This window comes from Mesorhizobium sp. WSM3860 (assembly GCF_002294995.1).
In the GTDB taxonomy this organism is placed as follows: domain Bacteria; phylum Pseudomonadota; class Alphaproteobacteria; order Rhizobiales; family Rhizobiaceae; genus Mesorhizobium.
This window is the reverse complement of the sequence record NZ_NSGF01000005.1, coordinates 172,445-199,249: the sequence shown is the minus strand read 5'-3', so window position 1 is coordinate 199,249 and position 26,805 is coordinate 172,445. Positions and strand designations below refer to the sequence as shown.

The 26,805-nt window shown below is 62.2% G+C and carries 23 protein-coding genes and 1 pseudogene; 4 read left to right on the top strand and 20 right to left on the bottom strand.

Annotated elements, in window-relative coordinates:
• Window positions 1-3: 3 nt before the first annotated feature.
• Window positions 4-1,611 carry a cytochrome-c oxidase, cbb3-type subunit I gene (gene ccoN, locus CK220_RS11490; protein WP_095811634.1) on the bottom strand — a complete coding sequence of 536 codons (1,608 nt, stop codon included), beginning with the start codon at window positions 1,609-1,611 and terminating at the stop codon, window positions 4-6.
• An 86-nt stretch (window positions 1,612-1,697) separates the two neighbouring features.
• Here ccoN and CK220_RS11485 point away from each other — a divergent pair, with 86 nt between their 5' ends.
• Window positions 1,698-2,273: a hemerythrin domain-containing protein gene (locus tag CK220_RS11485; protein ID WP_095811633.1), complete on the top strand. Its 576-nt coding sequence runs from the start codon at window positions 1,698-1,700 to the stop codon at window positions 2,271-2,273.
• Here the strand turns inward: CK220_RS11485 and CK220_RS11480 are convergent.
• From CK220_RS11480 to glmS, 16 genes are all read right to left on the bottom strand, one after another.
• Window positions 2,270-3,028 carry a Crp/Fnr family transcriptional regulator gene (locus CK220_RS11480; protein ID WP_095811632.1) on the bottom strand — a complete coding sequence of 253 codons (759 nt, stop codon included), beginning with the start codon at window positions 3,026-3,028 and terminating at the stop codon, window positions 2,270-2,272. The two genes, CK220_RS11485 and CK220_RS11480, sit on opposite strands and share 4 nt — an antisense overlap.
• Before the next feature lie 383 nt (window positions 3,029-3,411).
• Complete coding sequence (locus CK220_RS11475; RefSeq protein ID WP_095811631.1) at window positions 3,412-3,684, bottom strand: DUF2274 domain-containing protein; 273 nt, start codon at window positions 3,682-3,684, stop codon at window positions 3,412-3,414.
• Between the two features lie 13 nt (window positions 3,685-3,697).
• Entirely contained in the window at window positions 3,698-4,915 is a 1,218-nt protein-coding gene (locus CK220_RS11470; RefSeq protein WP_095811630.1) for a TrbI/VirB10 family protein, read from the bottom strand.
• 11 nt (window positions 4,916-4,926) lie between these two features.
• Window positions 4,927-5,955 carry a P-type conjugative transfer protein TrbG gene (gene trbG / locus CK220_RS11465; protein WP_095811629.1) on the bottom strand — a complete coding sequence of 343 codons (1,029 nt, stop codon included), beginning with the start codon at window positions 5,953-5,955 and terminating at the stop codon, window positions 4,927-4,929.
• Window positions 5,945-6,676 (bottom strand): conjugal transfer protein TrbF, encoded by a 732-nt coding sequence (trbF, locus tag CK220_RS11460; protein ID WP_095811628.1) that lies wholly within the window; start codon window positions 6,674-6,676, stop codon window positions 5,945-5,947. The genes trbG and trbF overlap by 11 nt, the downstream gene beginning before the upstream one ends.
• Entirely contained in the window at window positions 6,677-7,999 is a 1,323-nt protein-coding gene (gene trbL, locus CK220_RS11455) for a P-type conjugative transfer protein TrbL (protein WP_095811627.1), read from the bottom strand.
• Window positions 8,000-8,025: 26 nt separating this feature from the next.
• Window positions 8,026-8,757 (bottom strand): P-type conjugative transfer protein TrbJ, encoded by a 732-nt coding sequence (gene trbJ / locus CK220_RS11450; protein WP_095811626.1) that lies wholly within the window; start codon window positions 8,755-8,757, stop codon window positions 8,026-8,028.
• On the bottom strand, window positions 8,754-11,207 hold the full coding sequence (trbE, locus tag CK220_RS11445) for a conjugal transfer protein TrbE (RefSeq protein WP_095811625.1): 2,454 nt from the start codon (window positions 11,205-11,207) through the stop codon (window positions 8,754-8,756). Before trbE ends, trbJ begins: the two co-directional genes overlap by 4 nt.
• Window positions 11,201-11,473, bottom strand: a complete 273-nt coding sequence (locus tag CK220_RS11440) for a VirB3 family type IV secretion system protein (RefSeq protein ID WP_095811624.1) — start codon at window positions 11,471-11,473, stop codon at window positions 11,201-11,203. Before CK220_RS11440 ends, trbE begins: the two co-directional genes overlap by 7 nt.
• Window positions 11,473-11,781: a TrbC/VirB2 family protein gene (locus CK220_RS11435; RefSeq protein ID WP_095776539.1), complete on the bottom strand. Its 309-nt coding sequence runs from the start codon at window positions 11,779-11,781 to the stop codon at window positions 11,473-11,475. The genes CK220_RS11440 and CK220_RS11435 overlap by 1 nt, the downstream gene beginning before the upstream one ends.
• Window positions 11,782-11,792: 11 nt before the next feature.
• Window positions 11,793-12,761 (bottom strand): P-type conjugative transfer ATPase TrbB, encoded by a 969-nt coding sequence (gene trbB, locus CK220_RS11430; protein WP_095811623.1) that lies wholly within the window; start codon window positions 12,759-12,761, stop codon window positions 11,793-11,795.
• Window positions 12,758-13,171: a CopG family transcriptional regulator gene (locus CK220_RS11425; protein ID WP_095811622.1), complete on the bottom strand. Its 414-nt coding sequence runs from the start codon at window positions 13,169-13,171 to the stop codon at window positions 12,758-12,760. The genes trbB and CK220_RS11425 overlap by 4 nt, the downstream gene beginning before the upstream one ends.
• Window positions 13,172-13,287: 116 nt before the next feature.
• Window positions 13,288-15,318 (bottom strand): conjugal transfer protein TraG, encoded by a 2,031-nt coding sequence (locus tag CK220_RS11420; RefSeq protein ID WP_095811621.1) that lies wholly within the window; start codon window positions 15,316-15,318, stop codon window positions 13,288-13,290.
• A gap of 565 nt (window positions 15,319-15,883) precedes the next feature.
• On the bottom strand, window positions 15,884-16,273 hold the full coding sequence (locus CK220_RS11410; protein ID WP_095811620.1) for a hypothetical protein: 390 nt from the start codon (window positions 16,271-16,273) through the stop codon (window positions 15,884-15,886).
• A gap of 422 nt (window positions 16,274-16,695) precedes the next feature.
• Complete coding sequence (gene hemN / locus CK220_RS11405; RefSeq protein WP_095811619.1) at window positions 16,696-18,021, bottom strand: oxygen-independent coproporphyrinogen III oxidase; 1,326 nt, start codon at window positions 18,019-18,021, stop codon at window positions 16,696-16,698.
• Window positions 18,022-18,649: 628 nt separating this feature from the next.
• The gene (gene glmS / locus CK220_RS11400) at window positions 18,650-20,473 is read right to left on the bottom strand and encodes a glutamine--fructose-6-phosphate transaminase (isomerizing) (protein ID WP_095811618.1); all 1,824 of its coding nucleotides are present in this window, start codon (window positions 20,471-20,473) and stop codon (window positions 18,650-18,652) included.
• 498 nt (window positions 20,474-20,971) lie between these two features.
• On the opposite strand from glmS, the gene CK220_RS11395 reads away from it, so the two are divergent.
• The 3 genes from CK220_RS11395 (at window position 20,972) to CK220_RS11385 (ending at window position 22,789) form a co-directional block, all read left to right on the top strand.
• Window positions 20,972-21,142: a hypothetical protein gene (locus CK220_RS11395; protein WP_245429116.1), complete on the top strand. Its 171-nt coding sequence runs from the start codon at window positions 20,972-20,974 to the stop codon at window positions 21,140-21,142.
• A 76-nt stretch (window positions 21,143-21,218) separates the two neighbouring features.
• A complete protein-coding gene (locus tag CK220_RS11390; protein WP_095811617.1) occupies window positions 21,219-21,857 on the top strand; it encodes a LysE family translocator in 639 nt (212 codons plus the stop codon).
• Window positions 21,858-21,874: 17 nt separating this feature from the next.
• The gene (locus tag CK220_RS11385; RefSeq protein ID WP_095811724.1) at window positions 21,875-22,789 is read left to right on the top strand and encodes a dihydrodipicolinate synthase family protein; all 915 of its coding nucleotides are present in this window, start codon (window positions 21,875-21,877) and stop codon (window positions 22,787-22,789) included.
• 108 nt (window positions 22,790-22,897) lie between these two features.
• Here CK220_RS11385 and fni read toward each other — a convergent pair whose 3' ends face one another.
• The 3 genes and pseudogenes from fni to CK220_RS11370 form a co-directional block, all read right to left on the bottom strand.
• Window positions 22,898-23,947 carry a type 2 isopentenyl-diphosphate Delta-isomerase gene (gene fni / locus CK220_RS11380; RefSeq protein WP_095811723.1) on the bottom strand — a complete coding sequence of 350 codons (1,050 nt, stop codon included), beginning with the start codon at window positions 23,945-23,947 and terminating at the stop codon, window positions 22,898-22,900.
• Between the two features lie 138 nt (window positions 23,948-24,085).
• A pseudogene (locus tag CK220_RS11375) lies at window positions 24,086-24,955 on the bottom strand (hypothetical protein); the annotation flags it as partial.
• On the bottom strand, window positions 24,952-26,502 hold the full coding sequence (locus tag CK220_RS11370; RefSeq protein WP_095811616.1) for a hypothetical protein: 1,551 nt from the start codon (window positions 26,500-26,502) through the stop codon (window positions 24,952-24,954). The pseudogene CK220_RS11375 and the gene CK220_RS11370, both read right to left, overlap by 4 nt.
• Window positions 26,503-26,805 lie beyond the last annotated feature (303 nt).

Genomic DNA, 26,805 nt, shown 5'->3' with positions numbered 1-26,805 from the left:
TCCCTATTCGGCAGGCCGGAGGGCGGGCTCAGAACCCGGCAATGGCTGTTCTTCGCGCTGGTATCCGAGGATGGTCATGGTGATGTTCCAGGCCATGATCAGGGCACCGGAGAGGTACATGCCACCGCCGATGGCACGCATGACGTAGTAGGGATGCATGGCCGCGACGGTTTCGGCGAAGGAGTAGACGAGGAACCCCTGCTCGTCGTATTCGCGCCACATCAGGCCCTGCATTATGCCTGAAACCCACATCACCGCCGCGTAGACGACGATACCCAGCGTTGCCAGCCAGAAATGCCAGGTGACGAGCCGCAGCGAATAGAGTCGGTCACGGTTCCACAGTTTCGGCACCATGTAGTAGATCGCGCCGAACGAGATCATGCCGACCCAGCCGAGCGCGCCGGAATGGACGTGCCCGATGGTCCAGTCCGTGTAGTGCGACAGCGAATTGACCGTCTTGATCGACATAATCGGACCCTCGAAGGTCGACATGCCGTAGAAGGCGACTGCCATCACCATCATGCGGATGATCGGATCAGTGCGCAGCTTGTCCCAGGCGCCCGACAGCGTCATCAGGCCGTTGATCATGCCGCCCCATGATGGCATCCACAGCATGATCGAGAACACCATCCCGAGCGTCTGCGCCCAGTCGGGTAAGGCGGTGTAATGCAGGTGGTGCGGGCCGGCCCAGATGTAGAGAAAAATGATCGCCCAGAAGTGGATGATCGACAGCCGGTAGGAATAGACCGGCCGGCTCGCCTGCTTGGGCACGAAATAATACATCATGCCAAGGAAGCCGGCCGTCAGGAAGAAGCCGACCGCATTGTGGCCATACCACCATTGCGTCAAGGCGTCCTGGACGCCGGAGAAGGCGGAGTAGCTCTTCGATCCGAGGAAAGAGGCCGGCATCGACAGGTTGTTAACCACATGCAGCATCGCGATGGTCACGATGAAGGATAGATAGAACCAGTTGGCGACGTAGATATGCGGTTCCTTGCGCTTCAGGATGGTGCCGAGGAACACGATGAGATAGGCGACCCAGACGATGGTCAGCAAGAGGTCCACATACCATTCGGGTTCGGCATATTCCCGGCCCTCGGTGATGCCGAGCAGGTAGCCGGTCGCGGCCATGACGATAAACAGCTGGTAACCCCAGAACACAGACCAGGCCAGATTGCCGCCAAACAGCCGGGCGCGGCAGGTGCGCTGGACAACATAGAGCGATGTGCAAAGCAGTGCGTTGCCGCCGAAGGCGAAGACGACTCCCGATGTGTGCAGCGGGCGCAAACGGCCGAAATTGAACCAGGGTGGGATGTTAAGGTCGGGGAAGGCGAGTTGAAGCGCGATAATGACGCCGACCAGCATGCCGACGATACCCCAAAACACCGTTGCGATGGCCCCATAGCGGAGCGGACCATCCATGTAGGCGGAGCGGTTCGGCGCCGCGGGCTTGAAATCCCAATTACGCAGCAAGATCGCGGTGAAGCCAGTCAGTGCGAAGAACAAAACCCACATGTGCTGGCGGAAGGGCCCTTCTACGCCGAAGCCGGCAGCCACCAGGGCCGCAAAGGCAAACAGGCTTAAAAGGACGATCTCCGTGCCGAATTTCATGACATGTCCCCCGACCAGGATTCCAATGCGCGACGCTAAATCCGCGATGCATTAATTCCCTAGTTGCCGCCTGCTCGCCCTGATCCATGTCAGAGCCGCACGATTTTGCTTCGGGCAGCATCGAGTTCGGTGAATCAGAAGGTGGCGATTTGAACAAGGAGACGCAGCACGGGCCACCCCACTCATGGACAAGTGCAGCTTCCTCGCGTCGGGCCGGCACAGAGGCGATTCCGGGCGAGGTCATGAAGCGTGCCCATCGGGAAAAGCTGAATCTCTGCGACTCGCTGGAAAGCATTGCCGATGCACTGCCGAACGTCGACCGCCTCAAATGTCTTGGAACGGCCAAGAAAATCGTTCCGCTGCTCCGTGACATTCATGGGTTTCAGGAGACGGTGATTTTCCCTGCGTATGAGGCGCAGTTGACGCCGGCCGAGGCCAAACTTGCCTCTACCAGCCGGTTGCGCGTCGAGCACCTTGAGGATCATTGCTTCGCTAGCGAGGTGGCCGAAACGCTCCTAGCGATAGGTCATGGTAATCCGATAGAGAGTCCGGAAGCTGTCGGGTTCATGCTACGCGGCTTCTTCGAAGGCTTGCGGCGACACATCGCTTTCGAACGCGAGCACGTCCTGCCGCGGATCGCAATAAGCGACGTAGGCGCTTAGGTCTCAAAGGCCGGTTGCCGCGAGCCTCGGCCGCCGCAGCGCTGCTCCAGCCGGCTCATGCTGTCCACCGTTACATGGCGGTTGTTCTTGATCCGGATCACGCCGTCAGCCCGCAATCGCGTAAGCTGGCGGCTCACGGTCTCGTTCGTCAGTCCAAGGAAATCAGAGATGTCGGCACGTGTCAGGGGCAGGTCGAAGCATGAGGACCTAGCCGCCGGGTCGATACTGGAATCCATATTCTGGGCGATCATGAGGAGAAAGCTCGCCACCTTCTCAGGTGCGGTCTTGCGCCCGAGCGTCACCATCCATTCAAGTGCCTCGTCGAGTTCGTTCAGCGTCTGCTTGAGCAAGCGAAGCTGGAGTTCCGGTGATTCCTTCATTATCCGTTCAACGGCCGCCTTCGGAAACGAGCACAGCGAGACGGAGGTTGCCGCTTGCACATTGATCGTGCTTTTCACCTTGAAGGGCCGGCCCAGAAAATCCGGTGCGAACCGAAGACCGACAATCTGCTGGCGGCCGTCCGAAAGGCACTTCGTCAGCTTCACAACGCCTGAAAGCATGTTTGAATAGCTGTCGACAGCCGCGGCGTCGGCGATCAGTTCGACCCCCGGCTCGATTTTGTGCCGCGACGAAGTCTTGGCGAGCCCAACCAAATGGTTTCGATCGAGCGCACCACAGATCCCGCGATGCCGTGCGGCGCAAGACAGGCAAAGAACGGGAATGCCGGAACTGTGAATGTCCTGCTGTACTGTCATTACGCTCGCGCCATCGATCCCAAGTTCGGCAGGATAGCAAGCGATGGCTGAGAAATCCTTGCGGCAGTTTGTCCGTCCTGGAGGCTGACCGAAATCAGGGCTTTGACTCTTCGACGAGTCCAGACTTCAGGGGAGGCAAAAACCACGGACCACCAAATGAGACCGGAATTAGCTGCCAGGCTTGGCGAGACATATGGCGCCACTTATGATCCTGTGACGACGCGTGTATTTCCCAATGGGGGTCGCATGGCAGAGGAGGCCCGCCGGAACCCGCAGGCAGGGCCCAGTTTGTGTCCGCCCGGGAGCTTGGATTGTTCGGGCCATTCTTTCACTGAATGACAGCGACGCACCCCTCATTGCGGCCTCCGCTACTCAGCCTTCGATTACTCGGAACCTGAACCTGACACGCGTCGCGATTTCTCTGACATGCCGGCGGCAGGCAAGCTTTCCTTTCTGGCCCTGGCAAACGCGCGATCGCCTTCCAAGAAGCCGGCCAGCATGAACGGAATGAGCTCAGCTACTGTCTCAGACTCATTGTAGGTCTGACGGTACAGCGCCGCGTAGTCCTTCAGTGCTTGGCTGAGGCCCGCGCTGACGGTAATGGTGATCTTGGAAGGCGTCCGGTCCGGAAGCTTTCCTAATTTCAGGTTCGCCATGAGCGGCTCCTATTCAATTTGTGTATGGTCGTAGCACGATGTCCTTGTGCACGATGACGCGCAGCGGCCAACCAGGACGGACGATAATGGTGGGTTGAATATTGAGGTTTTTTTCGGTGATGCGCTGGCCAGCTTGACTGACGTTCTGCTGAGTGGATTCGCGGATTGCCTTGAGCAGATCGCTTTCGTTGTCCCCAAAGCTCAACTCGGTGCCGACGCCCAACACCGTGGCTAGAGCAACTCCCTTGATCAGCTGCCAGGTGTGGAAATCCACCTGGTCCTCCAGCCCTGCATAGCCGGCAGTATCTGTCGCTGGCAGATTGTCGATTTCAATCGACGACCCGTCGGGCATCACGATGCGCTGCCAGACTAGCAACGCGCGCTTCTGTCCAAAAGCGACGACACTGTCATAGGTGCCGATGAGCCGCGAGCCCTGCGGGATGAGCAAGGTGTTGCCGGTGACTGTGTCGTCCACATTCTCGGTGACCTGTGCAACCACGAGGCCAGGCAGGTCGGAATTGATGCCGGTGATGAGGCTTGCGGCGATCACGCTGCCGGCCATCAGCTGGTGGGGCGAAGCCGGAGTCTGCAGCGCGTGCGGATTATAGATCCCATTTGTGCTCTGCTGGCTGACGAAGTCGAGCTTGCGCTGCTGATTGTTCTGATCACCCTCAGCCGGTGCAACGGAAGCCCTTGCGTCTTTCATATCGTGTTGCGCAAGTGGTGCTTCAAACGGCGGCCGCGCTCCCTGCGCATTGTCGGCGACCTTCGTGTCCCCGGGCCGGTTCTCGATCCGGAACATCACTTGCGACTCACGTGCCTCGATCGCCTGCTGGGCAAGCCGCTGCTCCTCGGCGGAGGCCTCCTGCCCCGGGGCGGTGCCAAGCTGTCGCTGGCGTTCAAGAATGGGGCGGCCGAGATCGCCGGGCAGAGGTGGCCCAAGCACGGGAGGCTTCGGCTTCATTACGGAATAATCCTTGGGAAGCGTTTCAAGTCCCTCTGCGGTTGGCTTATGTTCCGTGTTGTAGAGGTCTTCCGCCCGCTCTTTGATACGCAACGCCGTCCCCTGAAGCGCTATCATCGTGACGCCCAGAATTGCGCCAGACCCAAGTGCAGCGATGGCGACGATCACGCCGCGCCTGAACCGCACCGCGCGGCGAGGAGAAGCCCGCAACTGCAGCTGCTCGGGATCGAGTTTCGGCGGTGCATCTGGTCGGAAACTGTCGGTCATGAGTGCTCCCCTCACCTGCTGGACCGCGCAAAGAGCGGTATTCGCCGCGGCGGTTGCCGGCCGTCGACCCTGGTGATGCGGACCACTTGCTGCTGCTTGACGCCGAGGCGCAATTCGGCGGCGGCAAAGAGACGATCGACGACGTAATAATTCCCGCGCATGCGGTAATTGACGAGCTGGTTGCTCCCGTCAGCACCGACGATGAAGAGTGGCGGTGCCTCACCCTGATCGATGCGCCGCGGGAATTCGATGTAAACCTTGTTGCCGTCGTCGAAGGCACGCGTCGGCCGCCAAGGCGGCGTGTCACCGCTGATCGAGTAGCGGAAGCGAATGTTTTCGAGCGCCACATTTGAAGCTGCCGGCATGGCGGCGTCGGCCTGCGTATTCCGCTGGCGTAACGCGATGATCTGGTCTTCGCTGTAGGTCCAGGAGATCGCCGCCATGGCAGTCTTCTCAGTACTTTGAAGCTGCAAATGGTATGTGCGCCGTTCCGTGGTGATCACCAGATTGGTGCTAAGCGCCGGGGCGAACGGTTTGACCAGCACATGGGTGCGCTGATTGTCACCGGTGCCGCTGACGGTGTCGCCAATCACCCAGCGCACGGTGTCGCCAGCCGACACGGCTGTTAGCTTCTCGCCCGGCTGTAGAGCGATATCGGTGACGCGCTCCGGCGCGGCGTAGAGCTGATAAAGTGCGCCGTCGGTGAAGGGATAGACCTGGACCGCATTGACATAGCCATATCTGGTGGGTTGCTGCGTCGCCGCCTTGTTGGCATCGGTGACCCTTTCTTCAGGGGAGCGCTTTTCCTCAGCGACCTTATCCGGATCGGGCTGCAACTGGCCCGGTAGCGGTAGCGGCTTTGGGACTTGGACAATCTTCACCGGTCTCTCCGGCGGCTTTTCGATCGCGGCTGGTTTGAAGTCGGCAGCATCGTAGGAAATCTCAGGCGGTGGCACCGGCTTCGACGCGCAGGCTGAGATGACGGCTGCCGACGCTGATATGATCAGCACGGCACGGAGGGATGGGGCTCTATTTGTCATTGGCGGGCTCCTTCGGGGGAACGAATGTTGGCGCGGCGCTGTCGAGCTCACGCGACCAATCGATGGCGTTGATGAAGACGCCGAGCGGGTTGTTGCGCAGCTGGTCGGTATTGCTCGGAGGGCGGGTCACGAGGGTGAGGATCGCGGTCCAGCGCGTCGTGCTGGCAAGGCTGCCGCGCTCAAAAACCTGCTCAGTCCATTTGACCTGAAAGGAGCTGTCGGAAGCCCTGACCACGCTGGTCACCTGCACCGACACGCTGCGCGTGCCGATCTGCCCGAATGGATCGTTTGCTTTGGCGTACTCGTTGAGGAAGAGTGCTGCGCGGTCCGTGGCAAAGTCGTAGGCCGCAAGCCAGTTCTGCCGTACCAGCACTGGGTCGGTGGAGATCGAACGGACATTTTGGATGAAGCGGCCGAGATGCCAGGCAATCTGTGCATCGGACGGCTCGTAGTCCCGGATTGCCGGTGCGACTGCACGCGCCTCACCGAAGCGGTCGACCTCGACGACGTATGGCACGACACGGCTTTGCATCGACTGCCACACGAGTCCGCCGGAGAGCTCAGTCGTCAAAGCCAGGCAGCCAAGAGCCATCAGCCGCCAATTCCGGGCCTGCAATCGCGCTGAGCCGATGCGCTCATCCCACAGCTGGGCGGCCTTCTGATACGGCGTGACCGGCTCGGGCGTCTTGCCGTAACGTTGAACGGGTCGCTTGAAGAGCATCTAGTCGTCCTTGTCGTTGAGAGAGGGATTGGCGCTGCCTCCAGGCCTGTCACCGTCACGGACGGCTTGCACGGCGGCGTGGCGATGAGCACGAGCAGTCTGTTCAGAACGCAAGCGCTTTGCCCAATTGGGCGCGGTGCCAGCGGCCGTACTGGACGGGCCCCCGGTCATGGACGCGGTCGGCGCGCCGCCGGTGGCGGTCCATGCGGCTTCGCGTCCGGCATCAGCGCTGCGCCGGAAGCTTCCGCCAGCAGATCGTGCCGCTCGCATCGCCGTACCGCTGGCGGCACCCGCCACGCCCTGCATTCCAGCAGCCAAGCCGGACAGGCCGGTCTCGGGCGAGGTTGCTCGTCCCAACTGCCACGCCGAGGAAGCCGCCGAGCCCATGGTCGTACCGGCTCGGATGGCGGTAAGCGCGCCGCCAGTTGCCATGCGCGCGCCGGCGAATGCCGCACCTCCGGCCACCAGCGACGCACCGGCTGCCGCCGCGGTAGTCCCAAGTGCTGCGCCCGCGCCAAGTTGTGGCGCGCCGGAGACAAGACCCGAGGCGATCCCAGGCCCGAAAATGCCGAGCCCAAGCAGCGCCAGCGCGCCCAGCACCTGTGACATGGCCGCCGCCAGGTCGGGCTCCTTGCCCTGGAGCGCCGAAGCGAACTCGCCGAAGAGCGTGGAGCCGATACCGACAATGACGGCGAGCACCATCACCTTGATGCCCGACGAGATCACGTTGCCGAGCACGCGTTCAGCGAGAAACGACGAGCGGTTCCACAGCGCGAAGGGCACGAGAACGAAGCCTGCCAACGTCGTGAGTTTGAATTCCAGGATGGTGATGAAGAGCTGGATGGAGAGAATGAAAAAGGCGATGATGACCAGGAACCAGGCCAAGAGCAGCACGAAGATGGTGAGGGCGTTGCCAAAAATTTCGGGGAAGCCAAGCAACTGGCTCGCCTGATCGAGAAGCGGCCACGCGCCCTCGAAGCCCGTCGCGGCAATGCGGCCTGGATGCAGCAGATTGTCGGCCGATAGACTGCCGGAAGAAGCATTGATGCCGAGACCGGCAAAAGACCGATAGATGATGTCGGCAAGGGTTTTGAAATTGTTCAGGATGAAAGCGAAGACGCCGACATAGAGCACCTTGCGGACGAGGCGGCCGAGAATGTTGGGCTCGTCGCCGAATGCCCAGGCGAGGCCTGCCAGGGTGACGTCGATGCCAATTAGAATCGTAGTGAGGAAGGCGACGTCGACCGAAAGCAGACCGAACCCGCTATCGATATAGCGGATAAAAGTCTCCATGAAGCGATCGATGACGCCAAGGTCGTTCATGCCGCCGCCTTCCTCATGTTGAAGTGCTAGTGATCAGTTGCCGGATAGGCCGTGCCGGTGCCCAGGAAGCGCTTCGTCGTCTGGCGGGCTGCTTCCTCGGACTGCGCCTTGCGCGCGGCATCCTCGGCCTCGGCCCGGAACTGCGTCGCGAGCAGCGTCTGGATCTGCATCTGCTGCTTGGTCGAAAGCGCGATCAGCTGATTGGTGGCCTGGCTTGCCTCAAGCGCACCGGCCGCGCCTTGGCTGCGGCGGACGAGATCGGCAAGCAGGTCGCCGTCGCCGCGGACATTCTCGACGATCTGCGACTGCACGCCCATGGTCTGGCGGAATGCCTGCATGGCGCTCTGCCAACGCTCGCGTGCGGCGGTGGCCGCATCGCTCACTTTGATGGTGGCATCGTAGCTTTCCGGATACTGCTCTCGCCACTGGTCCTGGAGCTTGCCGAGATCAAAGCTCAGGCCGCTCGCCTGGTCCATCAAACCGTCGATCCGCTGGAGCGAACCGGTAAGTTGGCCGACCGAGGAAAAATCCAGCCTCTGAAGGTTGCGCGCCATGTTCTGCAGCATGGTGGCCTGGTTTTGCAGCGACTGGATCTGGTTGTTGATCTGCTCCAATGCGCGCGCCGCCGAGAGTACGTTCTGCGTATAGTTGGAGGGATCGAACACGATCAGGGCGTAAGCCGGCTGGACATAGTCAGCCATCGGCTTGGCGATCAGGGAAAGAGTGATCAGGCTGGATAGAAAGCGGCGTCGCATCATGACGATTGCTCCATGTCAGATTGAGGGAATTGCCGGAGAAGCTCGGCGGCCCAATCGAGGCCGCGTGCACCGAGGAATCGGGAGGCAAAGCTGTCCTGCCCGTGCTTGGACAGCACGCTATCGATGAGCGTCTGCGTGACCGCATCGGACGCGCCGCAAAGCGCAAGCGTGATGGGACCGAGGCCAAGCTCGAAGAGGCGATTACCGCGGCGCGATTGCAAATAGTAGTGACGCTTTGGCGTAGCGCGGGCGACCAGTTCGATCTGCCGTTCGTTCAGACCAAAGCGTTCGTAGGCTGCCCTCGCCTGCGGTTCCACGGCACGATCGTTGGGGAGAAAGATCCGTTGTGGGCAGCTCTCGATGATTGCCGGCGCGATTGAAGAACCAGCGATATCGGCAAGCGACTGCGTGGCGAAGATGACCGACACGTTTTTTTTGCGCAGCACCTTCAGCCATTCGCGGATCCGCGCGGCGAAGAACGGATTGTCGAGATAGACCCACGCCTCGTCGAGCATGAGCAGTGTCGGCCGTCCGTCGAACCGCTCCTCAAGACGATGAAAGAGATAGGTGAGCACCGGCGTCGTGACGGCGCCCTGGCTGTGCATCAGTTGCTCGGTCTCGAAACACTGCACATCCGACAAGGCCAACCGATCGTCATCAGCATCGAGCAGCCGGCCGAAGGGACCGTCGAGTGTGTAAGGCATCAGCGCGGACTTTAGCGCGTTTGACTGAAGCAGGACCGATAAACCCGTCAGTGTGCGTTCTTGCGCTGGCGCAGTGGCAAGGCTGCTGAGAGCCGACCAGACCGCCTCCTTCACTTCGGGCGTGAGAGTTACGTTCTCATGAGCAATGAGGCCGGCGATCCATTCGGCGGCCCAGCTGCGCGTGGCATGGTCGCCGATATTGCGAAGCGGCTGGAAGGCAAGAGAACCGTCCGCCCCCAATGCGTGGTGTTCTCCACCCATGGCGAGCGTTGCGGCACGAGCGGAATTGCCTTTGTCGAAGACATAGACCTGCGCGCCGGCATAGCGTCGGAACTGCAGAGCTACCAGCGCAAGCAGCACCGACTTGCCGGCGCCGGTCGGACCGACGATCAGCATGTGACCTACATCGTCGACATGGGTGGAAAGCCGGAACGGAGTTGACCCGCTCGTCTCGGCGAAGAGAAGCGGCGGGGCGTCGGTCTGGGTGACTTTCGCGACATGCTCGTTCGTCGCCGGGCCGGCCCACACCGACGACAGCGGCATGAGGTGGGCAAGGTTCAGGGTGTGAACGAGCGGCTGGCGAATATTGGCGTAGACATGACCGGGCAACGAGCCGAGCCAGGCCTCGACCGCATTGACGCTTTCGCGGATGGTGGTGAAGCCGAGTCCATTGATGACGCGCTCGACGGCGCGAAGTTTTTCCGCGGCGGCTTGGCGGTCCTCGTCCCACACCGTCACGGTAGTGGTGAGATAGCCGAAGCCGACGTGATCGCCACCCAACGCCTGAAGGGCTTCGTCGGCATCGTGCGCCTTGTTGTCGGCATCGCTGTCGACCAGCGGGACCGGCTCGTTGGTTACAACCTCGCGCAGGATGGCCGAGATTGACTTGCGCTTGGCAAACCACTGCCGCCGCAACCGTGTCAGCGTCTTCGTGGCGGCAGTCTTGTCGAGCGGAATGAACCGCGTCACCCAGCGATAGGCAAAATCCTGATTATTGAGGGCGTCGAGGATCCCGGGCCGGGTGAGGTTCGGGAAGCCGAGGATGGTGAGGGTACGCAGATGCTGATCGCCCAGCATCGGTTCCAGGCCGCCGGTAAGCGGCACGTCGACGAGGAAGCCGTCGAGATACATCGGCGTTTCCGGCACTGTGACCGGGTGGCGGCGGGTCGCGATTGTGCCGTGCAGGTAGGTTAGCGTCTCGGCATCCTCGAGCCCGCGCACTTCGGGCATGAAGCCGGAGAGAAGGTCCAGCACACGCGCGGTTTCATCACGGAACCGCGCCATCTCCTGGCGCCAGTCTCGTTCGCCTTCGGAATGATGCGAGTCGACGAGCGCGCTTTCCGCCCGCGCTTGGCTGTCGGGCGATGGCATGAACAGCAAGGTCAGGTGATAGCGGCTTTCGAAATGCGCCACCTTGCCCTCAAAGGCCGCGCGGCGTTCTTCGTCGACCAACCATGAGGCAGGGTCGGGAAAACGCGATTGAGGATAGCCCAACGCTTCGACGCGTTCGGCCTCGAAGAACAATGCCCAGCCGGAACTAAGTCGCCTCAACGCATTGTTCGCCCGCGCGCAAATGCCAACGAGTTCGGCTTCCGTGGCGCTTTCGAGATCGGGGCCGCGGAACCGCAGCGTCCGCTGAAAGCTGCCGTCCTTGTTGAGCACGATGCCCGGCGCGACGAGTGCGACCCAGGGCAGATGGTCGGCAAGCCGGTCGGCCTTCCCGCGATATTCCGAAAGGTTCAGCATGCCAGCCACCCCCTCAGACGAAGGTGCCGGACAAGCACGCTGGCAAAGTCCGGATCGCGGCGGGCGGCAAAGACCGCCAGCGCGTGCCCGGCAGTCCAGAGCACCAGCCCCGCTATCCATTGCTGAAGGCCGAGCCCGATGGCTGCGGCAACTGTGCCGTTGAGGATCGCTACCGCTCGCGGCGCCCCGCCCAGCAGGATCGGTTGGGTCAAAGCGCGGTGGACCGGCACCTCGAAGCCTTCGATATGCTGTTCTCCGGTGGCCATCAGACGAGTGCCCCGCCGCCGAAGGAGAAGAAGGAGAGGAAGAAACTCGATGCCGCGAATGCGATCGACAGCCCGAAGACGATCTGGATAAGCCGGCGAAAACCGCCTGCCGTGTCACCAAAGGCGAGCGTCAGGCCGGTGGTGATGATGATGATCACCGCGACGATCTTGGCGACCGGGCCCTGCACAGATTCCAAAATTTGCTGCAGCGGTTGTTCCCAGGGCATGCCGGAACCAGCCGCGTATGCCGGGGCGGTGACTAGAAGCGCGAGCGCGGTGGACGAAAGAAAGCGGAGCTTCTTGAGCATGAAGTGACCTTTCAAAGCTGCTGGAGTTGAGGAGGCGTGAGCTGGGTGACGGCGTAATCGCCGCTGCCGTCGAGACCGGTGACCTCAGCAATCGCGTCGACGCGGCGCGATGATCCTCGCCCGGCGATGAAGACGATCAGATCGATCGCATCGGCGATGATGCGTCGAGGAACGGTGACGACGGCCTCCTGAGCGAGTTGCTCAATACGGTAAAGAGCGGAGCGCGCCGAATTGGCGTGAACCGTGGCGATGCCGCCGGGGTGGCCCGTGTTCCATGCCTTGAGCATATCGAGCGCTTCCGCGCCCCTCACTTCGCCGACAATGATGCGGTCGGGTCTGAGCCGGAGCGTGGAGCGCACGAGATCGGCAAGCGTTACAGAACCACGCCTCGTTCTCAAGGCAACGCAGTCCTTTGCTGCGCATTGCAGCTCGCGCGTATCCTCGATCAGGATCACCCGCTCGTCGCAGTCGGCGACTTCGGTGAGCAGCGCATTGGCAAGGGTCGTCTTGCCCGAGGACGTGCCGCCTGCGACCAGGATATTGCGCCGCTCGCGCACTGCCTTCCTCAGCGCATCGGCCTGCAGCGGCGATATGATGCGGTCGGCGACATAGTTGGCCAGCGTGTAGAGTTTTGCCGCTGGTTTGCGAATGGCGAAGCACGGCGCCAGCACCACAGGCGGCAGCAGTCCTTCGAATCGTTCGCCCGACGGCAGTTCCGCACTGACGATCGGGTTGTCGGCATGGGCCTCGGCGCGCATATGGGACGCGACCAGGCGGATAATGCGCTCCGCCTCCGAAGGATGCATGTGCACGCCGGTATCGACCCGGCCTTCGCCCAACCGGTCGAGCCGCAGCGCGCCGTCGGGATTGACCATCACCTCGATAACCAATGAATCGGAGAGCGCCTCGGTGATCGCAGGGCCCATGGCGGTGCGCAGCATCGCGCGGCGACGATGGTCGGCCTCCGGATGAGAGCTCATCGTTCCCCTCCCCTGCCGTTCTCCTTGCCGAGCGACCGTTTCCCGGAAGCAATCTGGCGACCGACCTGCTCGACGAATTTGTCGAAACGGTCCTGGGCAATGGCTTGCGTCGCCTTGTCTGGGACAGGCGTGTGCGCGTGAAGCGTGATCGAAAAGCGAATGAAGAGCGCAAGGCTCTCCAGGATCATTTCGGCATCGCGCCGGACTTGAACGAGGTCGCGTGAAAGACGATCGAGCCGCACACCGTAGCGCCGGTCGAGCTCGTTCTCGCCACGCCGCTCGATAAAAGCCTCAACCGCCCTGGCCACAATGGCTGATTTGGTCGTCGAGGGATCGCGACTGAGGTTCTCCAGCCTCTCGCTCAATTCGGGTTCGAGCAGAAACTGGTGACGAATGCGGGGGGTCTTCATGCGGCTTGTTCCGACGGGCCGGCGTTGCGTTGGCGACGGGAACAAGCATCGGCCAAACCCCCGAAATCGCTTATGGCCGTTATCTACGCTGAAGTACGCCGGCTACGCGCCGGCGTTCAGAAGCCGGGCACGATGTCCTTGTCGTCGCCCCTTCCCTCGTTGATGCCATAGGCACGCCCGACGGTGGAGATCCGGTCCATGACGCGCTTGTCGGCCATCGCCTCGCTATCATCATCTGCGGGTGGGGACAGATCGTCCTGGTCCGGTTCCCGGGTGACGGCGGTATGTTCTTCGGGCAGGCCGGGATGGCGCTGCTGCTGAACACCTCCCTCGTCGGCAAGCGCGGCGCCAGCGTTTTCGTCGTCGGAGGCAAGACGACGGTCGACTCGGCGTACTTGGCCAGTCCAGTCGTCTTGGCGCGGCGCAGGGGAGTCTGCGTAGAGAGTGTCATGCAGCACCGGCGCAGGCAGCATCCGTTCGGTGAAATTCTGATCCTCGTAGTAGCGCAGCTTTTTGGCGCGGATGGGGGGCAATCCCGAAACGAGCACCAGTTCGTCCGAGGGCGGCAATTGCATCACTTCGCCAGGTGTCAGCAGCGGGCGGGCGGTTTCCTGGCGGCTCACCATGACATGCGAGAGCCAGGGCGCCAGCCGGTGGCCCGCATAGTTGCGCATCGACCTCAATTCCGTGGCCGTGCCAAGCGCGTCCGAGATTCGCTTCGCCGTGCGCTCATCGTTGGAGGAAAAGGCAATTCGCACATGGCAATTGTCCAGAATGGCGTTGTTCTCGCCATACGCTTTGGAGATCTGGTTCAACGATTGCGCGATCAAGTAGGCGCGAATTCCGTAACCGGCCATAAAGGCGAGCGCGGTCTCAAAGAAGTCGAGGCGACCGAGCGCCGGAAACTCGTCCAGCATCATGAGCAGTTGATGCTTGCGACCCTTCTTTGGGTCACCCTCGAGGCGCTCCGTGAGCCGTCTGCCGATCTGGTTCAGGATCAGCCGCACCAAAGGCTTGGTGCGCGAAATGTCAGATGGCGGCACGACCAGATAGAGCGATGTAGGCCGCGCGGCATCCATCAAGTCGGCGATCCGCCAGTCACAAGACGAAGTGGCTGCAGCCACGGTAGGATCATGGTAGAGCCCGAGAAAAGACATGGCGGTCGAGAGGACGCCTGAACGCTCGTTCTCCGACTTGTTCAGCACCTCGCGCGCCGCAGAAGCCACAACGGGGTGTACTTGAGGGCTTTCCGCCGCGCCCAGATGGTTGGTCGTCATCATCCGCTGTAGCGTTGCAACAAATGAGCGCTGCGGGTCCGACAAGAACGTGGCGACCCGAGCGAGTGTCTTTTCCTCCTCGGCATAGAGGACGTGCAGGATGGCGCCGACCAAGAGTGAATGGCTGGTCTTCTCCCAATGATTACGCCGCTCCAGCGCGCCCTCAGGATCGACCAAGATGTCGGCGATGTTCTGAACGTCGCGGACCTCGTTCGGACCTTTGCGCACTTCCAAGAGTGGGTTGTAGCGGGCCGATCGCGGATCAGTCGGATTGAACAATAGGCAATACGAGAACTTCGACCGCCAGCCGGAGGTCAGCTGCCAGTTCTCGCCTTTGATGTCGTGAATGACGGCCGATCCGGACCAGGAGAGAAGAGTTGGGACAACCAGTCCGACGCCCTTGCCCGAACGTGTCGGCGCAAAGGCCATGACGTGCTCCGGCCCGTCATGACGCAGATACCGATCCTGCAGTTTGCCAAGGAAGACGCCGGCCGGCTGAAACAGCCCTGCTTTGTCGACCTCCCGCGTCGCCGCCCATCGAGAGGAGCCATAGGTAGTAACCAACCCGCGCTGGCGCGCGCGCCACAGGGAACCAGCGATTGCAGCGGCAAAGCCCATCAATCCACTGGTGCCCGCAAGCATGCCCGCCTTGTCGAATACCTCGGGCGCATAGGCATCGAATTGGAACCACCATTCCAACAGTTTCCACGGCTCGTAGATCGGCCAGCCAGCCGCGACAAACCATGGCGCGCCGAGTTGTTCCTGAAAGGCCAGCATTTGAGCGCACCATTGCGTGGCAGCCCACACGCCGATCAGAACGATGGCGAACACAATGGCGATCTGCCCAATCAGAAGCTTTGTGGGCGTCACTGGATTGCTCCGCTGTTCTGGAGAGGTGGATCGAGCATCGCCCGGGGCGGGCGGAAGAGGAATGCACTCTATGTACGACTTGGTGCGATGAGAGGGTTTGGCGCGCCGTTGCTCTCCTTCGAGGTGGGTATCGATATTCGGGCATTCCCGAGCAAGTCTTGACTGCTGTGTCAGAGGGGGGCCGGTATCGTTCGTGCTCTCGTGAGCACGTCGGATATTTGGTCGGGGAGCTGGCGGTAGCGTGCGGGCAAGCCGCTGAGGAAATCCTGAACATCGAACCCGATCTGAGGTACAACAGGCCTATCGAGGTCGGCTCGCGAGGTCGGCCTGCCCGCCACGGGAATTTCTCAGGCGAGCTGGGACATATTGGGCGCTGAGTGTATCTTGGGCGATCTTATCGGACGCCGAATTGACGACATTCATTGTGTGGCAAGGTTCGCCGGCGATGCTGTCGAACAGAGGCCGCGATCACTCCCCGGCCGTGGCACATCCGCGCGCTGCAGAATCTCGATGGGCCACCGTTTCAACGCCCACGCGGATGTCCACAGACGCGTTCCGCCAAGCGCTAGTTGCCAAGCATATGACCCGCATTTCGCAACGCCCCTAGGAACTGGCTAGCAAGCTGAGTGACATCGATTTTGGCCTGCATTGACACCGGCATGCTGGTCCAATTTTCCAACGGCACAATGAAGCGGGAAAAGGTACCATTTACGACGCAGTAGCGGCTAACAAGGCCTTGTCTGTCCAACGCCACCACACCCATCTGGTCGTCTCGATATCGGATGGCCGCGATCCGCTGGATGTCGGCGTCATCGTCGACCCGCGCGTCGAAAAGCAGGGTTCCGCGGCTCCTCGCTGCTATTTCCGCCGCTTTGTCATTGAAGCTCAAGCAGAGTGAGCGGACGCTTTCCACTGCCATCTGGAAAACCAACAAATCCAGTTCATTCACGGCCATGTGGGCAGTTGAGCCATTAGATGGATTATTGCAATGTCGCACACGGCTTGTTCACAGGTGTCGACCAACTCCACACGACCGATCGTTTTAGTCGACCGCCGACAGACGGCTGCTCCTTGGCTGCCGCTCCTGAGGGGCGCTCGCGGGCGTTAACGAGGCCGGGCTTCTGCACCACTCTTGAGAAACTTTTGCTTCCGCGCCGCTTCGCCAATCTGCGCCTCGCCTGTGCAGCCGTCCCTTATCGGACCCAGATCTCGAGGCTCGTTGGGCCCTTACCGTGGCCTTCTTCGAGGGCGGGAAGCCGCTTGAGGCCCGCTACGCCGGCGACGGCTAAGAAATCCTGACCTACAAGAAGGCAAACCGCATGTGCTTCGACTTTCCTTTCGGTGTCGCCTTGGCCTCCCTCACACTCGTTGGTTGACTCACGGGGCAACCCGGTCGAGAAAAGCATCGAATGCGGCAGCAACAGAGCGAATCGCAAAGCGATGCTGCCGCGATACGCGGACAAAACCCTTTTCGATGTCCACCATTCCGTCCTTGGTAAGCATCGCCAAGCGTTCAGCTGATTCGAGAAAATGGATCGGATCAGACCCGTGGGCGGCACAGATTGCCGGCACATCGGCCTCGAGATCGCACATTAATCGCTCGATGATTGCGGCTCGCGCGCGGTCTTCGTCGGTAAGACGGTAGCCCTTTGACGTCGCCAGACGGCCAGCTGCGATGTGCCGGCTGTAGGAATCCCGTGTAACCTCGTTCTGGACGTAACCCTCGCCGACACGCCCGATAGCCGACGCGCCGAAACCGATCACGGTTTTGCAGGTGTCGGCCGAGTAACCCAGCGAGTTGCGCCGCAGGCGACCGGTTTTCTGTGCCAGGGCGAGATCGTCGTCCGGCAAGGCGAAATGGTCGAGCCCGATCTCTCGGTAGCCGGCGGCAATCAGCGTCACAGCAATGGCCGCATCCTGTTCGGCGCGGGCAGCGCTGCCTGGAAGAGATGCCTCCTCGATGAGGCGCTGATTCCTAATAAAGGACGGGATGTGGGAGTAGCCGAACGCCGCAAGCCGGTTGGGGCGCATGGCGACCGCCGCTCTCGTGGTCTCGACGCAAGATTGCACCGTTTGATGCGGGAGACCAAAGATGAGGTCGAAGTTGATGCTTCTCACTCCATGCCGACGCAGCATTTCGACGGCAGCCGCGGTTTGCGCCTCAGTTTGGACCCGGTTGATCGCTTTTTGAACAATGGGATCGAAGCTCTGCACGCCGAGGCTCGCGCGGTTCACGCCTGCTGCTTCCAAGGCTTCGGCCATGTCGGCCGTGAACGTGCGTGGGTCGATCTCGACGGCGATCGTAGCCGTTTTTTCGAGCGCAAAGCTGCGGCGCAGCAACTCCATGATGGCGAGGAACTCTACTGGCCCCATGAGAGTTGGCGTTCCCCCGCCAAAATGCACATCGCTGACGGGCAGCGCCTGCGGCGCGTGCTCCGAGACCAAACGTATCTCGTCATGCAGCGCCGCCAGATAATTGAAGATCGGCGCATCATGGCGAGTGATTGCGGTGGGAAAGCCGCAAAACCAGCACTTTGATCGGCAGAACGGAACGTGCAAGTAAAGTGACGCCGGATCGTCAGTCGGTAGGTTCCTGAGCCATTCCTCATAAGCCTCGGCGCCGACCGCCCCAGAGAACTCCGAGACAGTCGGATAGATGGTGTACCAAGGCAGGCGGACCTCGTGATCTTTTGTGGTCTGCAATAGTTACCGTCCCATGTTGATGCCTTCCATCCTTACCACTGCGCTCTCCTGTGTCTTTGCGCTATATCAGGCCGTTCCGCTTTCGGTCTGATTCGCAGCGATAAGCGCTGTTCAGCCTTGGCTGGACAGCGACGGTATGAGGACGCGCTGGTCAGCGACAAGCGCCATGGGTTTCCCGTCGAGAGTATCGTGCACACGTTTGGGGCTACTATCTTATCCCCTTCCCTTCAGCGTCCGCCTGGGCGAGGAGATGCTGCTGGAAGGCGGCATGCCGCATCCGACTAGTCGGATTCGGGCTCGGCCAGTATCCCAGCTTCGATAACGACCGGATCGGCGGCGACTCCAATGCAACCTAGGCGTCCAAAGACCTCGACGCGCTGACCGCCGCCGGCGTGACCGCGCTCGCCGCGCAGGATCCTTCGGACAAGCAGATCACTTACGTCAAGGCGCCGTTCACGTCGCTGACGGGGTTGCCCGTAGGCACAGCCAAGCAGCGTGAGGGGCGGCCAAAGGGATAACCAATCGTTGCTACCGGCATGCTCCACCAAGGCGGTGCGCGCTTGCGCCGGTTGAAGGGCTTGGAGTTTTCCCAACGGTGCGAGCGTTGCGACCTATGAAAGCTTCCCAATCATTCGACTGTGACTGATTTCGCCAGGTTGCGTGGCTGGTCGAGATCTGTGCCCACGCAGACGGCCGTGTGATAGGCAAGAAGCTGTATCGGCAGCGAGAAGATCATCGGCGCGACAATCTCGTCGGTGGCCGGCAGCACGATCGTGTGCATCGTATCGAGTTTCGATGCGGCTGCCCCTTTGCCATCGGTGATGAGGATAATGCGCCCTCCGCGGGCGGCCACTTCCTGCATGTTTGAGAGGGTCTTGTCGAAAAAGCGATCATGTGGCGCGATGACGATCACTGGCATGTTCGAGTCTATCAATGCGATAGGACCGTGTTTCAATTCACCTGCCGCATAGCCCTCGGCGTGGATGTAGGAAATTTCCTTGAGCTTCAGCGCACCTTCCATCGCCAGTGGGAAATTTGTGCCACGGCCGAGGTACAGGACATGATGACACTTTGACAGTTCGCGCGACAGAAGCTCAATCTCCGGCTGGATGCTGTTCAGCACCTGCCTCATGAGGCGCGGCATTTCGGCGAGGCTCCCGACGAACGCCTGCGCCTCATCTTCGGTCACGGTTCCGCGGACCTTGGCTGCGTGGATGGCGAGTGCTGCAAGTACGCCAAGCTGGCAGGTGAAGGCCTTGGTGGAGGCGACACCGATCTCCGGGCCGGCAAGGATCGGGAAGACCACATCGGCCTCCCGAGCGATGGTCGATTCGCGCGCATTGACGACGGCGCCAATTTTCAGCCCAAGCTGCTTGCAGTACCTCAGCGATGCCAGCGTATCGGCGGTTTCGCCCGACTGTGAAATGAAAAGAGCCGCAGACTGCGGCGACAGCGGGATCTCGCGATAGCGGAATTCGGATGCAACATCTATTTCGACGGGCAGGCGCGCATAGCGCTCGAACCAGTATTTTCCGATCAGTCCCGCGAGATACGCGGTGCCGCAGGCAGAGATCGCCAAGCTCGGGATCCTGGCGAAGTCGATGCCAAATACCGCATCGGCGCCATTTTCTATGAGATTGGTATACTGACCGAGCGCATCGGCGATGACCTCGGGCTGCTCGAGGATTTCCTTCTCCATGAAGTGGCGATGGTTGCCCTTGTTGGCCAGAGTGGCCGCAGCCATGGAGGTCTGGCGCGGACGCGCGACGGGGAGGCCGTCGTTATCAAAGATGTCGGCGCCCGTCCTGCTGACAACTGCCCAGTCGCCGTCGACGAGATAGGTGATTTCATTCGTGAATGGAGCAAGCGCGATCGCGTCGGAGCCCAGGAACATCTCGCCGTCGCCATGACCGATCGCCAGCGGTGGTCCATTGCGCGCCGCAATGATGGTCGACGGATCATCTTCAAAGAGGATGGCAAGCGCGTAGGCACCCCTGACGCTTTTCAGCATGGCATGCACCGCCTCACCGCGCCCCATGCCCGCCCGGCGGTGTCCTGCCAAGAGATGCGCAAGGACCTCAGTGTCGGTGTCGGTCTGGAACTCGGTTCCCGTCGCCGCCAATTCGTCCTTCAGTTCGGCGAAATTCTCGATGATGCCGTTATGGACGACGGCCACACCGTCCGTGAAGTGCGGGTGTGCATTGCGTTCCGTCGGTGGCCCATGGGTTGCCCAGCGGGTGTGGGCGATGCCGATGGTGCCACTCAGCGGCTCTTCCTTCAGTCTCGTCTCGAGATTGACGAGCTTGCCCTCGGCGCGCCGGCGGTGCAAGGTGCCCTCGGTGATCGTCGCAATGCCGGCCGAATCATAGCCGCGATATTCCAGACGCTTCAACGCGTCGACCAGGCGCTCCGACACCGGCTGTTGCCCAACGATGCCAACAATCCCGCACATGTTCTTCTCCGAATTCTTCCCGGCAGCCGACGCAGACGAGGACGAACACGCGCCCGGCGTGCTCAGTTAGAATCTTCTAATGAAATCCAGTGAGATCAGTAAAATTGATTGTTAGGATGGCTATCATCCACGCTATGGATGAATAAACCCCGGCCGCTGCGGGTGATGGCGCTGTCCACCTGCGACCGCTCTTGCGGCGCATTCTTGAGCAGGGATTGCTAATTGGACCGGTCGCTCCCGTACTGCGAGAAACCTCCTATACTGGACCGCTGAAAATCTCAGAAAGTGGCAGTTTATCTTGAACCAGTGAACTGCGATTTTGGCTTGTAGTCATGGAAGCGATCGGGACCGGTCGCGTCGTTCTTGGATGCTTTGCGCTTGAATTGATGGAGTTGCCTGGATGTTTGAGGGTCCCATCATCGACGTCGAATCGAGAATATTGCGCCGGGATTAAGAGCCGTGAGCGTCCACGTCGATGCCACTTCTGACGGGAGTGGAATGCCCGACACAATGATGAACGGAGAGGCAGTCAACGATGGCGCGACGACATTTGCGTCACCTGCGTTGGTGACCGTGCCGGACGACGCATTGGCGGAGGCGACGAATGCCCTGGTCGGAAGATTGAATGCTTTATGCAAAATTGCGAGCCAAGAAATTGCCCCCGGATGACGTTTCCGGTCGACGGATCCATGGCCGTGGCAATCCGGTGCGATCGATCCGATCGAGATTATCAAGGGCTGAGAGAATGAATGTCGATCTCCATCAGTTACTCATCGTCTTTGCTGCATATGTCATTGCCGCAGGGAGCCCCGGCCCGAGCAACATGCGCATCATGGGGGTTGCCATGTCGCGCGGCAGGGGTGCCGCGCTCATACTCGCCTCTGGCGTCGTCAGCGGCTCGATCTTCTGGGGTTTTATGGCCTCGACCGGCATCTCCGCCCTCTTGGCCAGGTACGCCCAGGCACTGCTCATCCTGCAGGTTTTCGGGGGCCTTTACTTGCTATTCCTCGCCTTCAGGGCGGGACGGTCGGCGCTTACGTCGAACGAGAAGCTGGCGGTGCGCGCCTCGACCGACGAAGTCGCTTTTTCACGGGGTAAGCTCTATGGAAGGGGCCTCCTGATGCATTTGGCGAACCCAAAATCCGTGCTGGCATGGATCGCGCTCGTCACACTGGGAATCGGCCCGAATTCGTCGTGGCAGACCATGGCGGCCATATTGGGTGGCTGCGCCGTCTTAAGTGTCACGATATTCTGCGGCTACGCCATTGTCTTCTCCACACCGCCGATGGTGGCTCTGTATCGCCGCTGTCGCCGTTGGATCGAAAGTCTGCTGGCAATGTTCTTCGTGTTCGCCGGGCTGCGCATGCTGCTTTCCCCTATGTAGTTTCGAAAGGATGGATGATGACTTTGTTTCGCGGCATGTCGGCGTTCCCCCTCACGCCAACCGATGCGAAAGGGCATGTCGACACCGAGGCATTGGCTCGTTTTCTCGAGCGTATCCAACGAGCGGGAGCAGACTCCATCGGCCTTTTGGGGAGCACGGGCGGTTATGCTTACCTCACGAGGGAAGAACGCAAGCGCGCCGTTCAGGCTGCCGTGGAATGCATTGGCGGCAAAACGCCTCTTTTCGTGGGGGTGGGTGCATTGCGTACCGACGAAGCTCAGGCTCTGGCGCGCGATGCAAAATCCGCTGGCGCTGACGGCCTGCTCCTGGCACCCATGTCCTACGTTCCCCTGAATGAGGATGAAGTCTTCCAGCACTTCGTCGCGGTTGCCGAGGCGGGGGAACTGCCTTTGTGCATATACAACAATCCAAGCACCACGCGCTTCACATTCAGCGACGCATTGATCGCCCGGCTGTCAGAGGTGTCCAACATCGTCGCCGTGAAAATGCCTCTGGCGGCGAATGAGGATTACACGGGAGAACTGGCACGCTTGCGGTCGATGACGCCTGACACGTTCACAATCGGATACAGCGGCGATTGGGGCGCGGCGGATGCCCTGCTCGCCGGATGTGACACCTGGTACAGCGTTGCGGCAGGTTTGCTGGCGGTCCCGGCGCTTGCGCTGACGCGTGCGGCGCAGTCCGGCGACGTGGCGGAGTCCGCTCGGTTGAACCGCGCTTTCGAGCCGCTCTGGACCTTGTTCAAGCACTACGGCAGCTTCCGCGTTATGTTCGTCATCGCCGAATACCTCGGTCTGGCGCACGTCGAGCCACCGCGCCCTATTTTGCCGTTGCCGGACAACGCCGGAGATGACATTAGGCAGGCACTGGAGAAGCTCCACACAGCATGCGCAGTGCAACTGCTACACTAAGCAGCCCGCGCGCTGGCGTTCCCCGCACCGTTCGAGATGGAAGTCAGGCGGCGCAGAATTGGATAGCTGCTCAACACCGCCTTTAACCACGTGCGGACTACGCCGGCATTAACCGGCGGGCAGATGCGCCGAGGGCAACAAGCGCGCCTGACGCAACGCCGCCAGATCAGCCGAGCCGGTGCAGAAGCAGGCGACTGCCAGCTGGCGGATGACGATCTCGAAATGCGCGACAACCGCCTCGGTGGACACCATCGCCGCGGGCAGCACGCCGGCCGCCTGGCCGGCGAAGTCCGCGCCCAGGCGGATGGCCTTGGCCACGTCGCCGCCGTCTCGGATACCGCCCGACGCGATTAACTTCACCGTTGGCAGCGCCCGACGCACCGCCTGCACGCCGGCCGGGGTCGGAATCCCCCAGTCGGCGAACGACATCGCCACTGCACGGTCGGCGGCATCGCGGGCCCGCTCGCCCTCCACCGCGGCCCAACTGGTGCCGCCGGCGCCGGCGACATCGATCATCGCCACGCCCGCCTCGACGAGCGCAGAGGCCACCGAGGCGGACAGGCCCGACCCCACTTCCTTGGCCACGATCGGCACGCCCACGCTGCGCGCGGCACGAGCGATCTGCGCCAGGACGCCGCGCCAGTCGCGGTCGCCCTCCGGCTGTACCGATTCCTGCAGCGGATTGAGATGGACGATCAGTCCATCGGCCTCCAGCGCATCAACCGCCCGGCGCGCCAAGTCCAGGCCGTCGGCCTCGCGCAGTTGCGCGGCGCCGATATTGGCCAACAGGGGGATGTCTGGGGCCAGGTGTCGCAGCGCGCGCGTCAGCCCTTGGGAGTTGCGGGATTGCAGGCTAACGCGCTGGGAACCGACGCACATCGCAATCCCCAAGGCTTGAGCTGCCTCGCTCAGATGCCGGTTGATGGCCTCGGCGCGCGGCGTGCCGCCGGTCATGGAGCTGATCAGCAGCGGCGCGCGCATGGTCTTGCCTAGCAGCGAGGCGCGCAGGTCGATCTGCGTCAGGTCCAACTCGGGCAATGCGCAGTGTTCGAAACGGATATACTCCCAGCCGGCGGCGACCGTGGCCGGCGCCGTTCGCCGATCCAGCACGATGCCAAGATGGTCGTCCTTGCGGCGGCTCAGGGTGGTGTCGTTCATGCTCGCTCCATCGGTCGCATCGGGCGACGGCGTTGCGTCGGATCGGACTGACGGCAGCGCGCGCACGTCGCCGCCTCCCGCGCCTTCAGGCCGGCCCACGCTGGCCTCCCCCGCAGTGTCCCTGGCCTCCCCCGCAGTGTCCGTGCGGTAGCGGCTTGCCGATGTCTGGTAGTACTGCGTGCGGATGGCTGCCATGGCCTCGATCAACGGTCCCCACGGCGCGGGAAAGCCTGCTTCCGCCATCACTCGGTGCAGCATGCGCGTATGGCCGGCCAGCTCGTCGTTGAGGAACTTCACCACAGGCATAGCCGGATAGCGCTGCAGCAGCAGAATCGCCGCGTTGTCGGCCTCGCCGGCCGACCTGTCCTTGTCGCGTCCATGCAGATCGTTCTGCAGGCGCCCTATCGCGGAGATGAGCCGCAGGACCTGGCGAAACGCCGGACGCGCGCGCAAAGTAGCCATGTCCAGCCCCCACAACAACGACAGGCAACACAACACGTTCCCGTAGGCGATCGAATCGACGCCGTTGTGCAGGTACTCGGCGTAGGACCAGCGCTCCGCCCCTGCTGCCTGCGCCTCTCCGGCGCGCAGCGCCGCGCAGTAGCACCGGGTATCGTCGAGAAGCTGAGCATAGTCGCGACGATCGTAGGCGAGCGCGGCCAGCGAAGCGCTTAGCACAGCGCAGCCCTCGAATCCTGGGAGTGCGCACGGTACGCCCTGCCCCAGCGCCTGCTCCACCGCGGCGAGCTGCTCCGGCGTGATCAGCCCAAGGTCATTGCAATCGTCGAGCCAAAACAGCAGCGCCAGTTCGCGATAGAACGTCACGATCAGCGTTTCATCCTGCGGATCGCGGCCAGTGCGGGCGCTGGTGTCGCGCAGGCTCTGGTCGATGCGCTGCAGGATGTACTGGCCGCCCCTGACCGCTTCCACGGCATGCTCCTCGGCGAACCCGGTCAGGGAACGCCCCCACTCCAGCACCTGCTGCAGCGCGCGTTCGGTCTGGGTCATGGCGCCGCTCCTGCTCCCTCGGCCAGCACGCGCTGCCCCCAACCAAGCGCCAGCCACAACCCGGCGAGTTCGGCCACGCGCACCACCCGGGTTGGGCAATACAGTTCTTTGCCGATCCACAGCGGCATCTGCCGCAATACATGCGCCCTATAGCGGGCGAGCATCCACTCCAGCGCACGCGCCACGGCCTGCGCGATGCGTCGGCGCCCTATCGGCTCTTCGCTTCCGTCCATCACGTGCAACGCGAACAGCGCATAGGCGGTTTCCTCGAATGTGGACGCGCGACCGGCGCCCCAGCCGCCGTCGTCGCGCTGCGCCTGCAGCAGCGCCGCCAGCGCGCGCTCGTCGCGCCAGTGGGGCTTGCCTTGCGCCAGCGCAGCGACCGCATGCGCGGTGGGATACAGCCAAGAGACATGCCATTTTTCGTTGCCCCATAGACCGTGCGGGTTGCGATTGGCCTCGACGTAGGCGCTGGCGCCGGCGGCGGGCTTGCCCGACAGTCGCAACGCATGCAGGGCATGGATGTTGGTCGAGACCGAAGCATTGCGCTCGCCTGGGAAGGTCACGAATAGCTCGCCGATTTCGAAATGGCGCAACGTATCGACCGCCGGATCGCGGCCTGCAAGGCGCAGGACGCACAACGCAACGGCGGTGTCGTCCGCATCGGCCGCGAACTGCAGGGCCGGGCCCAGACCGCGCTCGCCCAGGCGGGCCTCGAGCTGCGCGACGATCACGCGCACCATCTCGGCGAGCGCGGGATGCGCGAACAGCCCGGCCAGATGCAAGGTGTACAGCGACCAGCATGGCTCGAACACATTGATCGGCCAGACGTTGGGAACGACACCTTCGATGCCGCTGCGTGTCGCCCGCGATGCCGTTTGCAGATACGCGTCGGCGCGCCCGACTTGCGGCGTGCTCCCTTGTCTCACGGCCTGCGCACGCCACGCGGCGGTTGCCGCCGGACTGATGCCGATGCTGCCGTCGGCATCCGGGCATGCGGTGGTCGGCGACGTCCCCCAGGCTTCCCAGGAGTGCAGCAACGGATGGCCGCTCGGCAACGCCGCCACCGCCCCCAGCTTGACCAGGCACGCTTGCCGCAACGGCAACAGCGCCGGGTGGCGCGGAAACGCCACGCCGCCCAGCAGGGATGAAGCCTCGCCGGATAACTGCGGCAGAATCAGCTCCGCCCCGATCGGCGCGTCTTCCGGCACCGCATCCGCGTAGGGATCGGGCTGGCGCTCGAGGAATCGGGTTGCAGCCTGGACTGCGTCGGCAGCGTCGGGAATAGAATCGGCACGTTGCAGTGCCAGCAACGCCGCCCACGTGGGCGCATGGCGGAACAGCGGGAAGTCCGCGTTTCCCCATCCGCCATCGGCCTGTTGCTGCGCGATGAGCCACGCGTAGGCCTCCTGCCGACCGGTGACGTTGCCGTGGAAATGCAGAGCTCGCGCCGTGTCGTATACGGACGGACCGACGGCGCCGCCGTCGCTCATCTCGCTCAGCAGCTGGCGCAGTTCGGAAAGGACCTGTTCGGACAGCGCGTTCACGCGGGATGTTCCTTCTGCAGACGGTTACCGAGGATAAGGATCGGGCAGACGCCGCGCGCCTCGCCGCAGGCCCGTCGCGGCCCGGCGCATGTGCAACGCCGTGCGGCCGCCCTGCTGCGGCGCGGCGACGCGCCCCGATGCTGGCGCCGGTGCGCTGCATAGGCTTGCGCGCAGAGCGCCGGTGTGCCGCGACCGTGCTGGGCAAGCGCTGACTATTGCCGCGGACGCGGACGCAGCGCAGCATGCACCGGTGGCCCCGGCCGATCGCAGCGGCACAGGGGCGACTTCATGCGGACGGGCGCG